The following is a 14,672-nucleotide window of genomic DNA, read 5'->3' on the forward strand; positions in this document are numbered from 1 at the left end:
AATTCGGTTAATCTAAATGGAATTAATACTTATTACTTATTAAATAAATTGTTGCAAATTTATTACAAGCAATATAACTTATGTCTCAGCCCAGCTGGCTGTCATTATTGGTAATAATTATTTGTAGACCAAATTTGGTTTTTTAATCGTTTTATTGTTACCAATTTTACATAAAAACATAAATTAAAACCTGCTTACAGGCGGTGATCTAGGCTTGAGTGAAATACTCATTTAAAGCCATGTAGTAAGATTTTTCATGTACAGGTTTGGAGAAATAAAGATAATGATTAACCAAAAATCCCTATTTATGCTTGCAGCCATGACTGCAAGCTCAAGTTTTGTACAAGCGGCGACGATCAATAATGCTGGGTTTGAAGATGGTTGGAGTAACTGGAATGAAACAGAACCTGCAGCTATCTCAGGTAGTGCTTATAAGGGCTCTAAATCATTAAAAATTCAAGGTAGCCCAGGGCGTGTTTACCAGAATGTAGATGTAGATCGAAATACTCAGTACACGTTAAGTGCGTATGTACTTGGTAAGGGTCAAATCGGCATTAACGATCTTAATGGTTTGTTTAAAAATGAGAAATTTAACGTTTCTTCATGGACAAAAGTATCTAGAACTTTCACCACAGCAAATACAGGTACGCTACAAGTATTTGCCAAGCACGATAAGAGCTCAAACGATGTTCGTTTTGATAACTTTTCATTAACTAAGGGCACTTCAGGCGGCGGTGATACTGGCGGTGGCGACACTGGTAGTGGCTCTGGTATAGCAAGCAACATCACCAACGGTAGTATTTTTGACCTTGAAGGTAACAATCCTCATCCATTAGTAAATAGCAATACTTTAGAGTTTGTTCCTCTAGAAGCGCGTCATATCACTCCAAACGGTAATGGCTGGCGTCATGAATATAAAGTAAAAGAAAGTGCTCGTGCTGCAATGACCGAAACCTATGAGGTTTTTGAGGCAACTGTAAAAGTGGAAATGTCTGATGGTGGTAAAACGATTATTTCTCAACACCATGCTAGCGATACAGGTACGATTTCAAAAGTATATGTTTCAGATACTGATGAATCAGGTTTTGATGATAGCGTAGCGGGTAATGGAATTTTTGATGTATATGTTCGCTTACGTAACACCAGTGGTAAAGAAGAAAAACATGCACTAGGTACTATCAGAAGTGGTGGTTCATTTAATCTAAAAGTAGTAAATAATTACGGTGATGTAGATGTAACTGCACTAGGTACAACTTTTGGTATTCCGGTAGAAGATGATTCAGAGTCTTACTTCAAGTTTGGTAATTATCTCCAATCACAAGACCCATATACACTAGATGAGTGTGGCGAGTCAGGTAACTCAGATTCATTTAAAGAGTGCTTTAAAGATTTAGGTATTACTAAGGCTAAAGTAACAATGACTGACGTTAGTTACACGCGTAGAACTAATTAATTATTTATTTAGTAGTTTAGAAGGCCACCCAGTTTAAATTGAGTGGCTTTTTTTTATTTTTTAACGGGATAAACTTAATTTATACCATTGGCTTAATTAAGTGATCTATTTTGAGGTAAGAAAACCGTATCGACAACAAGGTGAAAATTCGTTATTTAGTTGTTATCACTAATTGCTCCTGCATTGCTCTACCTCCTGCATCCATGCAGTCGTATATCAGAAATTTTTAACGCAGTTAGCGTCAGATTTAATCCCTCAAATTGATTAAGCATTATTGCGGATTGGCACTATAACCATTTTTTATTTTTAAAATACACACCAATACCGCCAGTGAGCACAATTAAAAATATGACAAAAGCACTAAACGCATAAGGGCTCTCTGTACCAGGAATGCCTCCTACGTTTACACCTAAAAGCCCCGTTAAAAAGCCCAGCGGTAAAAAAAGTGCTGCCACTACAGACATAACATACATTCGCTGGTTTAACTGCTCAGAAACTTGGTTAGTGATTGTTTGCTGAATAATTTGCGCACGCTCAATCGAACTATCTAGCTCTTCAAGATAACGAATTAATAAGTTGGTGGTTTCATTAAGTTTTGCTTTATCGTCATCTAATAACCATAGGTAGTGGTTATTTACCATTGAACTAAGGGCTTCTTTTTGCGGTTTTAAATAACGTTTTAAGGCAATAGTTTGGCGTCGCAACTGTGATAAACCTTGGTTGTCAAACTTTTTACTTGGTTCATCTATTTCTTCTTCAAACTCGTCGAGTGTTTCATCTAGTGAGTCAATAACGCTTTGCATACGTGAGGTTAATTTTTGTGTTATAGAGCACACTAATTCAGAAATATTGCATGGGCCTTTATTTTCATTTAAACAGGCGAGCGTATCTTGCACCGATAATAAACGGCGCTTACGGGTAGTAATAAGAATGTCTTCGCTAATAAATAAACGAATTGAAACCATGTCTTCAGGGCTTTGTGCTGGATTTAAATTTACACCACGTAAAAATAACATGTGCCCGTTAGTTGTAGCCGTAATACGTGGGCGTGTTTCGTCAGCAATTAAAGACTCTAGTTCGTAATCGTTTAAGTGAGGCTGTGCCTTGAGCCACTCAACTGCCTCACTTTGGCTATAATCCATGTGCACCCAAAGTTTACCTTGGCTTGGTTGCCAGCTATTTAGCTCATTAGTGCTTCCAATAGGACGAGCGCCGCCTTGTCCATCAAGTACAAGTGCATGTAGTAAACCATTAATCATAATTAGTTCTCATAATAGTGTATTTTTAATACTGTTAACTATAGTGTATCTACTTAGTTGCTTACAGGCTTACCTTTACTTTTAATAAGTTAAGCTTAAATAGCAAAATATATGCAGAGCCTCTGTGTTGAGCAAAGTGGCATTAAAGTACGGCTTAGCAAGGCGTGCATTGTGTGACCAGTTGCTTAAAAAGATCAATTTAATTTACTAATCGACTAGATAAATTTATTTCGTTGGTGTTTTTTGACCTGTAGCGTATAAGTCACTTTTTTATTAAGGGCACATTTATGACAGCAAAGATCACAGTTGGTTGGCGTGAGTGGTTAAGTTTACCTGAGCTTGGTATTAACGAGATAAAAGCAAAAATTGATACTGGCGCTCGCACTTCATGTATTCATGCAATTAACATTGAAGAATACGAAGTTGACTCAGAAAAATGGGTTAAATTTACGGCCCAACCACTGCAAGATGATGAGCAAACGCAAGTCACTTGCAATGCAAAAGTTAAAAAAATGAAGTACGTAACCAGCTCAAGTGGGCAAAAAGAGCTACGCTACTTTATAGAAACTACATTACATGCAGGCGAGCATAGCTGGCCTATCGAGCTTACTTTAACAAGCCGTGCAACAATGAAGTTTAGAATGTTATTAGGGCGTACAGCCATGGAAAATCGTATAGTCGTTGACCCGGCTTTATCTCAACTATTAGGTCGTAAGGTTTAACTATGAAAATCGGTATTTTATCTCGTAACAGAAAGCTATATTCAACACGTCGCTTAATTGAGGCAGCAGAAGCACGCGGCCACGAAGTTAAAGTGATTGATGCATTGCGTTGTTATATGAATATCAACTCTGAGCAACCAGAAATTCACTATCGCGGTGAAAACTTAAAAGAATTTGACGCAATTGTCCCGCGTATTGGTGCATCGGTTACATTTTATGGCTGTTCGGTACTTCGTCAGTTTGAAATGATGGGTGTTTATCCTGTAAACGAATCAGTCGCTATTTCTCGTTCGCGCGATAAATTACGTTCACTTCAGTTACTTTCGCGCAAAGGCGTTGGTATGCCAGTAACAGGTTTTGCCAGCAAACCCGATGACGTAAAAGACTTACTAGAAATGGTAGGCGGTGCACCTGTTGTAATTAAATTACTTGAAGGCACACAAGGCATTGGTGTTGTACTTGCTGAAACACGCAAAGCAGCTGAAAGTGTTATTGAAGCGTTTATGGGCTTAAAAGCCAATATTATGGTTCAAGAATATATTAAAGAAGCGGGTGGGGCAGACATACGTTGTTTTGTACTAGGCGACAAAGTAATCGCAGCAATGAAGCGCCAAGCACAAGAAGGTGAGTTCCGCTCCAACCTTCACCGTGGTGGTAGCGCTACATTAGTTCGCATTACTCCAGAGGAACGTAAAACGGCAGTAGCAGCGGCTAAATCAATGGGCTTAAATGTAGCGGGAGTTGATTTACTTCGCTCATATCGAGGGCCACTTGTGATGGAAGTTAACTCATCACCGGGTTTAGAGGGCATTGAAATAGCAACAGGTAAAGATATTGCAGGTATGGTGATTGATTTCATCGAAAAAAATGCCTCAAGTAAAGGAACAGCAACACGTGGCAAAGGTTAAAATTAACCGTCCTTTTTCCTTATTAGGAGAAAATGTAGGCGTAGGCGAGCGTAAAACGCTTGCCTTAGAAGCTGCTAAGCTTTACACCCATTCACCACTTAACATTCCTATTGAAGTGGTTAATGGTGTAATGGAAGGCCCAGTGCTTATGGTGTGTGCGGCTATTCATGGTGATGAGCTAAATGGTGTAGAAGTTGTGCGTCAGTTACTTGCTAAAATAGATCCAAGCCAACTGCGCGGAACAATAATCGCTGTGCCTATTGTGAATGTGTTTGGCTTTATTCACAAATCGCGTTATTTACCAGATAGACGCGATATGAATCGCAGTTTCCCAGGTTCTGAACGTGGTTCATTAGCTGGGCGTATGGCTTATATGTTTTTTAATCAAGTGGCAGTACATTGTACTCACATTATTGATTTGCATACTGGCGCTATTCATCGTACTAATTTACCGCAAATTCGCGCTAATTTAGAAGATGAAGCAACCGCTGAAATGGCTAAAGCATTTGGTACGCCGGCGGTTATAAATGCATCCCTTCGTAATGGTTCATTACGCAGTGAAGCCGCAAACTTAGGTATACCTGTTATTACTTATGAAGCAGGCGAAGCGCTACGCTTTGACCCTATCGCTATTGCGGCAGGTGTGCAGGGCGTTGATTATGTTATGCGTCATTTAAAAATGATCCGTGGCAAGCGCCCTAAAAAATTACCAGATCCTATTATTGCAGGTTCGACTAGTTGGATACGTGCAGAGGTTGATGGCATTGTGCGTGCACAAGTATCACTAGGGGAGCATGTAACTAAAGGGCAAGTGCTTGCATATATAAGTAGCCCTCTAGGGGATTCTGAGCTTGAGCTTTTAGCGCCTAAAGGCGGTATTGTTATTGGTCAGCAGACGATGCCATTGGTAAATGAAGGTGATGCGGTATTCCACCTTGCTTACTTTGCAAATGACAATAGTTTAGTAGAGCAGCAACTAGAGAACTTTATTGATGAGATAAATGATTTAGATGACGAGCTTAAAACAGCTGAGCTAAATAACTAATAGCTAGGGCGTGTTTAACTTTGCGGATTGAAATTTGTTCAATCCAAGGAAGATTAAATCGCGGCGCGAGGTTTGTAACCTAGTGGGCTAAGTAAAAACCGAGTAACAAAGAGTTTATCGCCCCTAGGCAGAACCCGAAGGGCAGCGCATGTTTGGCATTTATGCTGCGTTATCGCCTATTTATGGGGAGTAACCACACTTCATAGGCTCTGCCTTGCCTAAAAACCAAACATACTGCTGCAAATTCAACCATCAAAGATCAACACGCCCTAGTCTTAATTTTGGCTAGTTAAGCATTAAAAAGCCGCAGTAGGTATTTTGACTACTGCGGCTTTTTTGTGAATATGATTTTTTAACTATGTTTTTTTAGGACCAATAATACGCTTTATAACAGGGGTTTTAGTTGGCTTTGGTTCTTTATTCAAAACCATGACAGGACGGGTCACAAATAAATTGTTAGGGTAAATTACACGGTGCCCATCAATATGTTCAAGTACTACATTCATTAAGCCCATTTCAGCAATGCGCCCTTCAACATGATTCGCACCATCAATAATTCGTACCCAATAACCAACGCGGCAATCGTTTTGAATAAACATCAGTAAAAATGCGGTGAGGTTACTCAATAATGACCAAGCGGCAAAAAGTGCTACCCCTAACATGGCAAATAAAGAAGAGCCTAAAACCAATAAACCACGCAGCTCTATACCCCAAAATACTAAAACCAAACACAGTACTACAAAGGCGAGTATAATTTTTAGTAAAAGCTCTGCACGGTATTTTCGGTGTAAATCTACTTTGCCTTTAATCGCTTTTTCGAGTAGTTTTTTGGTTATTTTTAATAGAAGAGGGAAAACCAAAATAGCGATTATAGTTACAACCAACTTATATTGTGATGCAAACAATTCTAAAACTTCTATTATTTCCACATTAGGTCCTGAACTTTCATAACAATTTAATGCAATTGGTATTAGTTTAACGTGTTTGTATTATTTAAAAAGTGTTTTTAACGCTTACTAGCCACTGGACTGAGTCTACATCGTCGTAGCTATCAACAGGGGCGGCAATATCAATGTGGATCATGGTTCCTGAATTTGCGCGACTCGGTGCCAAACGCAGACCAACGCCTACATTTTTCAATACATGTGCATTTTCACCGTTATCTTCATCGTTAAACCATGCTCTGCCTACATCTACAAATGCTGCGCCACCCACTTTAAATAGTTGTAGTAAATCGTACTCCCAGTAATAGCGCTTTTCTAAATTAACTAAAAAGCTGCGGTCGCCATGTTGATAATCCATTGGGTAACCACGCAGGCCTGTTTCGCCACCTAAAGTAAGCTGTTGATCAGCAGTCAGGTTTTTGGCGTATTGCACGCGGGCTTTAACATACCAAGATTGGTCTTCACTGGTATTTAAATAATATTGTACTTGGGTGGTGGCCATAAAGTTTTCGAGTTTTTTCTGTTCTTTATTCCAATAGCCATCAATATCAGCACTAAAACGCCATAAGGTATTATCGTTAGTAAAGTGGGCTTTTTTAAAGTTAAAAGAATACACCGCGCGGCTGTCGTCATTACTTAATGACTCATCTGAATAGCCAATTAAGCTTTTAATATTCCAACCTAAATTTAAATCCTCAGTGCGAGATATACTGTCGAAGTTGCGTACTTTTATGTAGTTATCTTCAAACCAATGGCCGCTTATAAAGGGGTAACTTAAGCTTCTGTCATCGGCAAGTGGTGCAAATGTAGTGTCTATAGCTTCAAAGGTATGTTGCTCATCGGTATAGCCTAACGTTAGTCGCTGGGTCCAATTATTATTAAGCGCTTTAGAGTGTCCTATAAATACACGGTTTAAATCGGTAGTTTGATCAAATTCGCTAAACTCTTCGCCGCGTTTATATAATGACTCTTCGCGCTGCTCAGAATAGCTTAAAATACCGTAACTAAAGGGGGTGTCAATTGCGTAAAATGGATAGGTTAGCTCAAGCAAATGGCGCTTGCCGTCGCTGTTATCGGCGTACTCTAAACGGCCTCGGTAGCGAGTAGATAAAATATTAGGATCGTCGTAAACAAATAAGTAACCGCTGCGATCGCTGTCAGTGGTACGCGAAAAAGAAAGGCGCTTACCCCACCCAAGCAGGTTAGATTCTCTAAAACCTATACTCGATTTGTTTTCTCCACCGCTACGACTAAAGTTCACTTCAGGTAAAAGTGTCCATAAATCACGGGTAACCACTTCTACATTAACGTCGCCGTCGCAGTTTTCGGTAGCACTAATTTGTGCATCATATAAGTAGCTTTCTTTGCGAAGTAAACGCTCAGATTCTGCGAGCTTTTTAGCGTCGTACTTGTCACCTGGGGAGAATAATAAAAGGTTATTAATGACATCGGGCTCTGTTTGAATGTGAGCGCGATTAGCAAAACGGAATAGGGCATTATTTTCCTCTTCAAGCTCAGTATTAAATACATTAAGTTGCTTGAGCTTTATTGAGGCTATTTTAGCGTTACTATTACTGTGCGTGAGGGTTGTTTTGTCTTGAACTTCTCGGCGTAGGTTTTTATTTGTGCTTAAATCTGTCTGTTCTACAAGGCAGTTATCAGTTTTCATTGAAGATTGTTGTGCGAACGTATTAGGCACATAAAAGCTTAAAACCGTTAAACTAATACAACATTGTGCTATCCATTTCTTGCTCACCATTAAACCTCTTACTGCTACGTAGCAAATGACTATCGTAATATCAGCTTACATCATTGTTATTATAATGTAAGTAAAAGGTATGGATTTTGAAATTAATTAATTGTTACTCATATTCACTTTTGTTAATAGCCAGCTGGTTTGCAGCGACCTATGCGCTAGGCATTAAAAGCTAGCTTAAATAAAATGCTAAAGCGGCGAGTAAGTGTTCAGCTTCATGACCTTCGGCATTAATCCAGATGCTTTGGCTGTAATGCTCATAGTTTAAATTAAAGGTTTGATGATTATAGGTAAAGCGAACTTGGTGGCGATCGGCGCCTGCAGAGTACTCATTGAGTGTTACTTCGTCTGAGTGTAAAAATAATGTACTCCACAGCTCAAAGTCTTCATCGTTTGGTAGCTCAATGGGATTAATCAAAATACATTTGTGTGTATGGTCATATTCTATTTGGGTCATAATGCTCTTAATTAGTAGCTAGGTAATGTCGAATTGCCGTTAAAAATTCGCCGCCGTACTTATTTAACTTAGTAAAACCAACACCTGAGACCTTTAAAAATTCACTGTCGTTTGTTGGCATAAGCTGCGCCATTTCGGCTAACGTTTTATCATTAAATACTACATAAGGTGGCACATCGTCGGCATCAGCAAGTTCTTTACGAAGTGCGCGCAGGCGAGCAAACAGTTTTTTGTCGTAATTAAATTGCGCTAACTTATCTTGATAAACGTGTTTGGCTTGCAGGCGTGGCTCGGCTAATTGCAGTGCGTATTCACCTTTTAAAATTACACGCGCGGCTTCTGTTAATCTAAGTGATGCACCTTGTGTTATATCTTGGCTAAGTAAGCCTTGATGAATAAGCTGGCGTAAAATACTGAGCCAAAACTCACTGCTTTTATCTTTACCTATGCCGTAGGTACTTAACTCATGATGATTATTATCGCGGATGCGGCTCGTGTTTGCACCGCGAAGTAATTCAACAATATAACCAAGTCCAAAACGTTGTCCCGCTCTGTACACACACGAAAGTGCTTGCTGGGCGACTAACGTACCATCAAAGCTTTTTGGCGGATTTAAGCAAATATCGCAGTTGCCACAAGGTTCGCGTTGATATTCACTAAAGTAGTTAAGTAATATTTGACGACGACATGTTTGCGCTTCGGCAAAGCTTGCCATTGCGTTAAAGCGTTGTTCTTCTACGCGGCGGCGTTGCTCGTCGTCTATGTCTTCAAAAAAGCGCCTTACGCGACCTATATCAGCTGGGTCAAAATACATTATAGCTTCTGTGGCAAGTCCATCTCGCCCAGCTCGACCTGTTTCTTGATAGTACGACTCTATACTTTTTGGAATATCGTAATGCAGTACAAAACGCACATTAGGCTTGTTTATGCCCATGCCAAAAGCAACGGTTGCGACCACTATTTGTATATCGTCACGGGCAAACCCGGTTTGTACAAATTGCCGTTGCTCGTTACTCATACCAGCATGATAAGCGGCAGCGTTTAGTCCAGCATCTGCAAGCTTTTCAGCAATGTCGTCTACGCGTTTACGGCTGGTGCAATAAATAATACCGCTTTGGCTTTTTTGCTCCTTTAGGTAGCGAAGCAATTGCACCATAGGTTTAAATTTTTCTTCTATGGTGTAACGAATATTGGGGCGATCAAAGCTGCCAGTATGAATATAAGGCTGTTGTAGTTTTAATTGCTCAACTATATCAAACCGTGTGGCTTTATCGGCGGTGGCGGTTAATGCCATCATTGGGACATGTGCAAAACGTTGCTTTAATTCGTTTAAGCGAAAGTAGTGAGGTCTAAAGTCATGACCCCAATGCGACACACAGTGCGCTTCGTCAATGGCAAATAAACCCACATTTAAATGCGATAAACGCTCTAAAAATTCGCGTTGTAATACTTTTTCAGGCGCCACATATAAGAGCTTAATTTGCCCCTGATGAAGCTGTTGATACACCAATTGCTGTTCTTCTCGTGCTAAGCTGTTATTAACGTAAGCGGCTTTTACCCCAAGAGCTTGCAGTTGCGTTACCTGATCTTGCATTAGCGATATAAGCGGAGATATAACAATAGTTACGCCTTCGAGTACTAAAGCAGGGATTTGGTAGCACACCGATTTTCCGCCGCCAGTAGGAAGCAATACAAGCGAGTCTTGACCGTTAATAGCGGCATCAATAACTGCTTTTTGACCGTCGCGAAATTCACTGTAGCCAAACACTTGTTTGAGGACAGTTTCGGGTTTACGCACAAGGGTGCTAGAAGGTGGAGTTGATGTATTCATTGGCGGGTATTTTAGTGGTTTTTTAGTGAGATGTCTTTAGCTGAGTTACTTGATAAATTATTTAAGTGGAGTCTCGTAGTTTTACACTATGTATGTTTTACTCATCTTACCTGTTTTGACATAGAGAATAATAATGAATAAAGAAATGTTAATTGAACAAGTGGGCGCGTTATTTGTAAATGGCATGCCGTTTAACCAGTTTTTAAAAATATCGGTTGAGTCGTTAAGCCCTGAACAGGCCAAAATTACGTTCCCGTGGCAGGATGTACTCATTGGTAATCCTGCGCAAAAAATACTCCATGGTGGTGTTATTTCAGCCGTACTTGATAATGTAGGCGGTATGCTCGCTGCAGCAAGTGTAATTGATAAACTCACCGATTTAGATATCACAAGTGTGCAAACAAAATTAGCCACGCTTGGGACTATCGACTTACGTACTGATTATTTGCGCCCTGGTAAAGGAGAGAGCTTTACTGCCAGCGCAACACTTATTCGTTCAGGTAATAAAGTATGTGTATGCAGAATGGAATTACATAACGAACAGTCTGTTCAAATTGCTTTTGGAACCGGCACGTATTTAGTTGGATAAAACGCGTATGGCAAGTAAACTAGCGGCCTTTTAAATCACTAAGTGTTTATTATGTCGATTGATACTGAGCAGCGTAAAGGTGCTATTTTTGCTTGTCTTGCTTTTCTAATGTGGGGCCTTGCGCCAATATACTTTAAGTTGATTCAGCATGTTTCTGCTTTTGAAATTTTAATGCATCGGGTTATTTGGTCGGTTGTGTTTTTAGTATTGGTAGTAAGTGTTTTACGGTATTGGGGTAAAATTAAACGCATTATCGTTCAACCTAAGCTTTTGCTTATGCTTGTTATAACCTCTGCACTGCTTGGGTTTAATTGGGGTTTATTTATATGGGCTATAAATAATAATCACATGCTTGATGCAAGCTTGGGCTATTACATAAATCCTCTTTTAAATGTATTACTGGGTATGCTTTTTTTAGGCGAACGCCTGCGTAAATTCCAAGGCGTAGCAGTAGCCCTTGCCTTTAGCGGTGTAGTGCTGCAGCTAATTAGTTTTGGCTCGTTTCCGGTAGTTGCCTTTTCACTGGCTATATCATTTGCACTTTATGGTTTATTACGTAAAAAGTTACCGGTTGAAGCCTTGCCTGGCATTTTACTCGAAGCACTTATATTACTGCCTGTTGCACTTATTTATTGGTGGTTAATGGTGCCTACAGCAACATCAAGCCTGCCAGCTAACGATTGGCATACTAATGTACTACTGATTAGTGCAGGTATTGTAACTACATTACCACTGCTGTGTTTTACCGGTGCAGCTAAGCGTTTGCAATATACTACACTTGGCTTTTTTCAATACATTGGGCCAAGCTTAATGTTTATACTAGCTGTGGTGTTTTATGGTGAAGTGTTTGATGCAGAGCGTGTAGTAACATTTGCATGCATTTGGAGTGCACTGGCTATTTTTAGTTGGGACTCTTACCATCAATCACGCAAACGTAAAAAAGCGGCTATTACAGCCGCAGAAGTATAATTAACTAATAAAATGGTTAACTAACTACTTTATTACGACCAGATTCTTTAGCGTCGTAAAGCTTTAAGTCGGCCTGTTTTAAAAGTTCATCAATTTGATAAACAGGCCCGTTTGCAAAGCCAATAGAAATGGTGAATTTTATTTTAGCTTTACTAAACTCTTGGCTATTCATTTCTATAAAATACCTAAAGCCTTCAAGGCGTTTAAGGGCTTCTTGTTTATCTACATCTATAAAATAAACTGCAAACTCTTCACCACCTAAGCGCGCTACTAAGTGCTTTTTAAAGTATTTACTGAAGCAAATAGAGAGCCCTTTTAATACTTCGTCGCCAACATCGTGCCCGTATGTATCGTTAATTGATTTAAAGTGATCAATATCAAGCATAGCTAAAGCACCGTCACCTTTAGTATGTTTTATTTGCTTTAATGATTTTTCAGCTTCTTCAAAAAAGTAACGACGATTTGGTAAATTAGTTAAATAATCCGTGTTGGCTTGTCGCCTTATGGTGGCTATAAGTTCTAACATATCGACGTTTTGACTAAGCCTGCAGTAAAACTCTTCGCTATTAAAAGGTTTGTGCAAATAATCGTTTGCGCCATTTTTTAAAAATAAGCTAGAAAGCCCTACAGAGTCAGAACCCGAAATACCAATAATAGCCTTTTCATCATTGCTATATAAGCGGCGAATCTCGCTACATAGTTCATCGCCATTCATGTTGGGCATTTCATTATCAGTAATAATAACTGAGATATCAGGTGAAGCTTCAAGGAGGTTTAACGCTTCTTGTCCGTCTTGCGCTTCAATAATTTGATACTTATGGCGCACTAATAAACTACAAATGTATCGTCGGGTCGATTTAGAGTCGTCAACAACGAGTACTTTTACATTTTCGTTACGAGGCAGGCGCTGTAACTGTTTTTCGAGGTACTGATAAGCTTGTTTATTTTCTTTAATGATGTAATCGATGATTGGGTATTTTTCTACAGTGTCGCGAGTTTTTTTATCAATATTGCCCGTCATTACAATAGTTGGAATGTCTGCATTAATAGTACAAGGTACAGCTTCACCAGATGGGGCATCAGGTAATATGAAGTCAACTACAGCGCAAAAATAGCTATTTTTACTTATAAGCTCTTTTGTTTGCGCTAATGACTCAGCTATATCAACTTCATAACCAGCCTTAAGCGCGATGTGCTTTTGCACTCGCGCCATGGCAGGTGTATCTTCAACTATTAGTATTTTTCGCGTCACGGAACAACCCTATATATATTTTGCAAAAATATTTGCTTATACAAGTTGTAACTGTTAAAACGCAAAAAAGCAAATAACTTAAGTACTTACAGATTATCCGCTTCTGAATAATACTCTTGGCTAATCGGTGCCGGGCTCGACATTTTTGAACGGCCAAATAAAGTATGAAACTTAGTTTTGCAGGTCGTTAGTTTTAAGTATTTTACCCAAGCTCGTTCGATTGGGTTGGTAGGTTCTTGTGAGCCAGTTACGACTGCTACAAACTGTTCTTGGTGTTCGTTTTGCGGCTCAATTGTTTTACTGTATAAGCCTTTTAAAACAACTCCGTGTTGTTCAAGTATGCTGGCTTCTAATAAGGTGAAGTTTCCGCTGCGGCTAAAGCCTCGTGGAAAGTTTTGATCATCATAAAATTGACGTTGGCTAACAAATGCTTGGCGTAGTAATGAAATGTTATTGCTCATAGCTTTATCCTCATACCTTAGTAATTAGCTGGAGTATGATGCAAGTTTGGCAATTTATTAAACAAATTATTTTTATCGTGAGGATAAAAAATTGGATATCGATTTATTAAAAACATTCGTTGAGGTAGTGCGTACGCGTCACTTTGGTAAAGCGGCCGAAAACCTTTATATTACGCAGTCTGCAGTGAGCTTTAGAATTCGCCAATTAGAGCAAGGGCTTGGTGTTAATTTGTTTATTCGCCAGCGTAATAACATTCAACTTACAGCACCTGGCGAGCGCTTATTACCCCATGCACAAATGATTATTACGGGCATGCAACGCGCCAAAGTGGATGTTGCGCTTGCCGATAATATGCATAAGCAAATTAGCTTAGCAGGAACGCCTAATATTTGGGATGCTTTTTTACAGTTTGGTATAACAAATATTGTATCAGCGATGCCGGGCGTGTCATTAGTCGCAGAAGTTAAAGCACAACAAGAAAGCACTCGGCTGTTATTAGAACGCACGCTTGATTTGGCAATATTGTTTGATCCACCAAAAGTAGACGAGTTAGTGGTAGAGAGAATTTGTGAGTTGCCAATCATTCCCGTAAGCGGATACGACACTGCAACGAACGAAAACTTTTTTGATAATCAGTATGTATATGTTGATTGGGGAACTACTTTCTCACTTTGGCATGCGCGTCAGTTTACCGGTAAAACACCGCCTTATTTTAGAACCAGCACAGGACGTATTGCACTTGATTTAATACTGCAATGTGGCGGCAGTGCATTTATACCTCAAGTATTGGTAGAAGGGCATTTAGAAAAAGGTGAACTGTTTCATGTTAAAGATGTAGAAAATACCTCGCGAGACGTGTTTATAGCGTATCACAGAGACAACGAGCAAAAAGAGTTAATAGAAACCTTAGTTAATTTACTATCGCAAATGACGCCAAGCTTGTCATTAAAGAAAAGTAAGTAAGTTCGGCCGTTTATTAGGCTTTCATGTTATTTTGATTTCAAATTTAATGCATTTTTATTAAT

The 14,672-nt window shown here is 39.4% G+C and carries 14 protein-coding genes; 7 read left to right on the plus strand and 7 right to left on the minus strand.

Features of this window, described 5'->3' with window-relative positions; all coding sequences use genetic code 11:
* Positions 1-283 precede the first annotated feature (283 nt).
* Entirely contained in the window at positions 284-1,453 is a 1,170-nt protein-coding gene (locus QT16_RS10340; RefSeq protein WP_039488327.1) for a polysaccharide lyase family 7 protein, read from the plus strand.
* A gap of 287 nt (positions 1,454-1,740) precedes the next feature.
* Here QT16_RS10340 and QT16_RS10345 read toward each other — a convergent pair whose 3' ends face one another.
* Positions 1,741-2,712, minus strand: coding sequence for a zinc transporter ZntB (locus QT16_RS10345; RefSeq protein WP_024605062.1), 972 nt, complete (start codon positions 2,710-2,712; stop codon positions 1,741-1,743).
* Between the two features lie 287 nt (positions 2,713-2,999).
* On the opposite strand from QT16_RS10345, the gene QT16_RS10350 reads away from it, so the two are divergent.
* Genes QT16_RS10350 through QT16_RS10360 form a run of 3 tightly spaced genes read left to right on the plus strand, consistent with a single transcriptional unit; the run spans position 3,000 to position 5,387 of the window.
* Entirely contained in the window at positions 3,000-3,434 is a 435-nt protein-coding gene (locus QT16_RS10350; protein WP_002961974.1) for an ATP-dependent zinc protease family protein, read from the plus strand.
* Between the two features lie 2 nt (positions 3,435-3,436).
* Complete coding sequence (gene rimK, locus QT16_RS10355) at positions 3,437-4,342, plus strand: 30S ribosomal protein S6--L-glutamate ligase (RefSeq protein WP_039488328.1); 906 nt, start codon at positions 3,437-3,439, stop codon at positions 4,340-4,342.
* Positions 4,329-5,387: a succinylglutamate desuccinylase/aspartoacylase family protein gene (locus tag QT16_RS10360; protein WP_002961978.1), complete on the plus strand. Its 1,059-nt coding sequence runs from the start codon at positions 4,329-4,331 to the stop codon at positions 5,385-5,387. Before rimK ends, QT16_RS10360 begins: the two co-directional genes overlap by 14 nt.
* Positions 5,388-5,743: 356 nt before the next feature.
* On the opposite strand, the gene QT16_RS10365 is transcribed toward QT16_RS10360, so the two are convergent.
* The 4 genes from QT16_RS10365 to recQ all read right to left on the minus strand — a co-directional run bounded on the left by QT16_RS10365 (position 5,744) and on the right by recQ (position 10,375).
* Complete coding sequence (locus QT16_RS10365) at positions 5,744-6,316, minus strand: mechanosensitive ion channel domain-containing protein (RefSeq protein ID WP_039488329.1); 573 nt, start codon at positions 6,314-6,316, stop codon at positions 5,744-5,746.
* Positions 6,317-6,380: 64 nt separating this feature from the next.
* A complete protein-coding gene (locus QT16_RS10370; RefSeq protein ID WP_039488330.1) occupies positions 6,381-8,090 on the minus strand; it encodes a BamA/TamA family outer membrane protein in 1,710 nt (569 codons plus the stop codon).
* A 169-nt stretch (positions 8,091-8,259) separates the two neighbouring features.
* Positions 8,260-8,544, minus strand: coding sequence for a DUF3630 family protein (locus QT16_RS10375; RefSeq protein WP_002961372.1), 285 nt, complete (start codon positions 8,542-8,544; stop codon positions 8,260-8,262).
* 7 nt (positions 8,545-8,551) lie between these two features.
* Positions 8,552-10,375, minus strand: coding sequence for a DNA helicase RecQ (gene recQ / locus QT16_RS10380; RefSeq protein WP_039488331.1), 1,824 nt, complete (start codon positions 10,373-10,375; stop codon positions 8,552-8,554).
* A 133-nt stretch (positions 10,376-10,508) separates the two neighbouring features.
* On the opposite strand from recQ, the gene QT16_RS10385 reads away from it, so the two are divergent.
* Positions 10,509-10,964: a thioesterase family protein gene (locus QT16_RS10385; protein WP_002961375.1), complete on the plus strand. Its 456-nt coding sequence runs from the start codon at positions 10,509-10,511 to the stop codon at positions 10,962-10,964.
* A gap of 51 nt (positions 10,965-11,015) precedes the next feature.
* Positions 11,016-11,933 carry an EamA family transporter RarD gene (rarD, locus tag QT16_RS10390; RefSeq protein WP_039488332.1) on the plus strand — a complete coding sequence of 306 codons (918 nt, stop codon included), beginning with the start codon at positions 11,016-11,018 and terminating at the stop codon, positions 11,931-11,933.
* Positions 11,934-11,949: 16 nt separating this feature from the next.
* Here rarD and QT16_RS10395 read toward each other — a convergent pair whose 3' ends face one another.
* Together QT16_RS10395 and QT16_RS10400 are read right to left on the minus strand one after the other, a co-directional pair.
* Positions 11,950-13,185: a response regulator gene (locus QT16_RS10395; protein ID WP_039488333.1), complete on the minus strand. Its 1,236-nt coding sequence runs from the start codon at positions 13,183-13,185 to the stop codon at positions 11,950-11,952.
* An 86-nt stretch (positions 13,186-13,271) separates the two neighbouring features.
* Positions 13,272-13,646 (minus strand): MaoP family protein, encoded by a 375-nt coding sequence (locus tag QT16_RS10400; RefSeq protein ID WP_024596244.1) that lies wholly within the window; start codon positions 13,644-13,646, stop codon positions 13,272-13,274.
* Between the two features lie 91 nt (positions 13,647-13,737).
* Between QT16_RS10400 and QT16_RS10405 the strand changes: the two genes are divergently transcribed.
* On the plus strand, positions 13,738-14,610 hold the full coding sequence (locus QT16_RS10405) for a LysR family transcriptional regulator (RefSeq protein WP_024596245.1): 873 nt from the start codon (positions 13,738-13,740) through the stop codon (positions 14,608-14,610).
* Positions 14,611-14,672 lie beyond the last annotated feature (62 nt).

It is taken from the genome of Pseudoalteromonas distincta (assembly GCF_000814675.1).
In the GTDB taxonomy this organism is placed as follows: Bacteria; Pseudomonadota; Gammaproteobacteria; order Enterobacterales; family Alteromonadaceae; genus Pseudoalteromonas; species Pseudoalteromonas distincta.

Bases quoted from the DNA above. Each gene is read 5' to 3' on its own strand.
- QT16_RS10340 (WP_039488327.1), top strand. From the start codon at position 284: ATGATTAACCAAAAATCCCTATTTATGCTTGCAGCCATGACTGCAAGC.
- QT16_RS10345 (WP_024605062.1), bottom strand. From the start codon at position 2,712: ATGATTAATGGTTTACTACATGCACTTGTACTTGATGGACAAGGCGGC.
- QT16_RS10350 (WP_002961974.1), top strand. From the start codon at position 3,000: ATGACAGCAAAGATCACAGTTGGTTGGCGTGAGTGGTTAAGTTTACCT.
- rimK (WP_039488328.1), top strand. From the start codon at position 3,437: ATGAAAATCGGTATTTTATCTCGTAACAGAAAGCTATATTCAACACGT.
- QT16_RS10370 (WP_039488330.1), bottom strand. From the start codon at position 8,090: ATGGTGAGCAAGAAATGGATAGCACAATGTTGTATTAGTTTAACGGTT.
- QT16_RS10375 (WP_002961372.1), bottom strand. From the start codon at position 8,544: ATGACCCAAATAGAATATGACCATACACACAAATGTATTTTGATTAAT.
- recQ (WP_039488331.1), bottom strand. From the start codon at position 10,375: ATGAATACATCAACTCCACCTTCTAGCACCCTTGTGCGTAAACCCGAA.
- QT16_RS10385 (WP_002961375.1), top strand. From the start codon at position 10,509: ATGAATAAAGAAATGTTAATTGAACAAGTGGGCGCGTTATTTGTAAAT.
- rarD (WP_039488332.1), top strand. From the start codon at position 11,016: ATGTCGATTGATACTGAGCAGCGTAAAGGTGCTATTTTTGCTTGTCTT.
- QT16_RS10400 (WP_024596244.1), bottom strand. From the start codon at position 13,646: ATGAGCAATAACATTTCATTACTACGCCAAGCATTTGTTAGCCAACGT.